Source organism: Haloarcula sp. DT43, from assembly GCF_037078405.1.
GTDB lineage: Archaea > Halobacteriota > Halobacteria > Halobacteriales > Haloarculaceae > Haloarcula > Haloarcula brevis.
On sequence record NZ_JAYMGZ010000009.1, the window covers coordinates 1 to 3,059 of the forward strand.

The following is a 3,059-nucleotide window of genomic DNA, read 5'->3' on the forward strand; positions in this document are numbered from 1 at the left end:
GGTAGCCGCCGCATTCAAGAAGTCGTCTACCGAAGCTACGTCTTGCAGGGCGTTGGTACTGCTGGACACAGTTTCCAAACCCTGCGGCCTCCCTTGGGAGGCTTTCTATGACACGCTCACGTGCCCTGTCTGCGATAGTGATGCCATCGATGAATCAATTGAGGACTTCGCAGGAGTTTGTACGGAGTGCGGGTTCGTAGTTCATGACCCGGCAGATACGACGCTGCCAGAATGGATTCAATCTCGAGAGGAGGTAGAGGAACAATTCCATGAAGACTGGCTCACTGTTTGTCGTGTTCGTAACTCGACGGAGCAGCAACTTGCTCGAGCTTTCGCCGCGTTGGAGGATATTGGAAATGCACTCTGCCTCGATTCAGACCTTCGTCAGAAAGGCGCAGCAGTCTACTGTGACGCTTTCGTCGCAGGCACGACGGATGGCAGGGACACCATGTGTATAATCGCTGCATGTGCCCGTCTCGCTTCTCTATCGGCTTCGCAACCCATACCACCCGGCCGGCTAAGTGAACTCCCTTCTGTCGACCCGAGAAAATATCGGCTCAGTCTGGCTGGAATTCAGAGTGATCTTGGATTGAGTCCAGCACTGCCAACTCCAGAGGACTACGTCTTTTTCCTTGCCGGAGAGTTAGACCTCGAGGATGTTGTTCTCGGTGTCACTGAGACCACTCTTGAACAGATCGAAGGTCATTCTGCACTGGTTGGAAAGGACCCTGTTGGTATTACCGCGGCAGCGATCTACCTCGCAGCTGAAAATAAAACACAGTCCGAAGTCGCTGATGCTAGCGGAGTCTCCACGGAAACGATTCGTCAGCGGGTCAATCAGCTCCGGACTCTGGTGAGCGATGATTGATTCCGCTTCTATTCGTGAACGCGTCGCAGAAGATGACGACAACGAGCTGTTGCGTGCGGCAGTATATGCGCGGACTTCGTCCAAGAGCGGTGGGTTTGGGTATTCTCTCGATGCACAGACTCAACGGGGTATCGAGCGCTGTGAGTCACTTGGATGGACTGTGGCGTTCGTTTACCGCGATGAGGCAGAGAGCGGGAAAGATACCGATCGGCCGATGTTCCAGCAGATGCTGGACATGGCTGAAAACCGCGCATTCGATGTCATTGTCTTTTGGAAGTTGGACCGATTCTCACGGAGTCTGATGCACGCAGTACAACTGGAATCAGAACTTCGTGAGTGCGATGTATATCTCTACAGTGTCACTGAACAGATTGATACGACGACTGCAACTGGTCGTTTCAACTTCCGTAACATCGCGAGTGCTGCAGAATTTGAGCGCGATATGATAAAACAGCGGACGAGAATTGGTCTCCAAGGATTGGCCGAAGAGCACAGGTGGCCTAACAGCAATCCGCCAATCGGGTACGACCTGACTTCAGATAACCGACTCAAAATCAACAAAAGGGAGGCGCAATTGGTGATTGAGATATTTGAGTCGTACGTTGAAAAACGATCAATGCCCAGCGTAGCTTCAGACTTGAACCATCGCAATGTACTGACTGCTGACGGAGGTGATTGGACGCCAAGTGCGGTTGGGGAGATTCTCCGAAATGAGATTTATTTGGGTAAATACGAACTTGGAGAGGTTTCTGATCACGTTTCGGAGTATCAGATTGTCGATGATAACCTGTTCAAAGATGTGACTCGCATTAGAATGCGGTTTCAAAACGGGCGGTCCTCACGGAAGGCAATGCCAGAGTCCAGAAAAGAAGCTGCTATTCATGGTATGAAAGCGCAGTATAGTTCGTATCTCAATCCATAGCGGGCAACGTGGCAGAGTGACCCTTTCGCGAATCTCAAAGTCTCTTCAATTTATTTTCCATCTCGGTTAGATCCTATAGTTTCGGATTGCTCAGTAGAGCAGTTCGATACATTAAGATAGATCTTATTTGAGAGAGCTCTGTTGAGCGTGGTTAGTCCCTTTCGAAGAGACCCATATCACCATTGAGGACGGCCTGAATTTGTTTGATTGCATCGAGTTCGTGTTCACGGGGCCATTGTCGATAGTACTCTTCTGCATCGTCAGATTCCTCACAACGGGGACAGCGGTATCGATGAAAGCTATTCCCCTTGAGATCAATCTGTCCGTCTTTGACTAGTGGTTCACCGCAGTGATGGAGAAGTGTAGCTGGTTCAGTTCCTTCGACAACCGCAAACAGACTAAATTCTTCCAGAAAATCGAGAAGATCGCGAGTGTCTTCATCAGCAGAGTGTTTGCTGTCTTTCTCCTCTATTATTGCCTGTACCTGGTGGAAGATTTCTTCTGTTATATCGATTTCTGCATCCTCTTCTTCACCGAGTAGATGGAGGTCGGGACAATTGAGGTCATTTTCGTAGCTAGTTTCAGCAATCCACGAGTCCGGAAGCCGGGGCTCCCCGATGTACACTGTTTCCTGCAGAAGAGTTTTTACCCGATGCCCATCGAGAACCTCGGTGCCATATTTTTCGTCGATATACTCCTCAGTCTCCGAGTACACCTTGCACTCAGCGAATTTTTTGAACATGTCTCTCACAACCACCTTCTTTGAGTCGTCCACGGTCAGCCATCCATCATCGGTCTCCTCGTATCCGAGTGGGACCTTCGGTGAGTAACATTTCCATTTCTTCTTTTTCAAAAATCCCCGAATACGCTCTTTTTTCGCCTTCGCTGTTCGAATTGAGTTTTGTACTTCAGCCATGAGAGACATGAGAGTGGTGTGGAGAAGACCTCTGACTTGACCGATATCTTGTTCACCTGCGGGTGTCAGAAGAGTGACTCCGCATTCCGACTGGAGTATATAGATGAAGTAGAGGGTCTCTGGTGCGCTGCGACCTATTCGATCGATTTTTTCTACAAGTAGGAAATCAATCTCCTCTCGTTTCGAGAGTTCGAAGACTTCTTGGATACCATCCCTATCAAAGTTTGTTCCAGTCTCAGTACCTCACAAAGCATCGTCAGGTGACCTGACCTGAGTCACCTCTTCTGTTGGGATGAGCCGTCGATAGCGGTCGAAGAACGCTGATCACAGGCGGAGCTGTCGCTGTCGGCGGC

General features: G+C 49.8%; 2 protein-coding genes and 1 pseudogene. 2 read left to right on the forward strand and 1 reads right to left on the reverse strand.

The window, feature by feature from the left end:
* Positions 1-448: 448 nt before the first annotated feature.
* Both VI123_RS19175 and VI123_RS19180 read left to right on the forward strand, forming a co-directional pair.
* Positions 449-868, forward strand: coding sequence for a transcription initiation factor IIB family protein (locus VI123_RS19175; RefSeq protein WP_336339680.1), 420 nt, complete (start codon positions 449-451; stop codon positions 866-868).
* Entirely contained in the window at positions 861-1,790 is a 930-nt protein-coding gene (locus tag VI123_RS19180) for a recombinase family protein (RefSeq protein WP_336339679.1), read from the forward strand. The genes VI123_RS19175 and VI123_RS19180 overlap by 8 nt, the downstream gene beginning before the upstream one ends.
* Before the next feature lie 151 nt (positions 1,791-1,941).
* Here VI123_RS19180 and VI123_RS19185 read toward each other — a convergent pair.
* Positions 1,942-2,928 (reverse strand): annotated as a pseudogene (locus VI123_RS19185) (recombinase family protein); the annotation flags it as partial.
* Between the last annotated feature and the right edge of the window lie 131 nt (positions 2,929-3,059).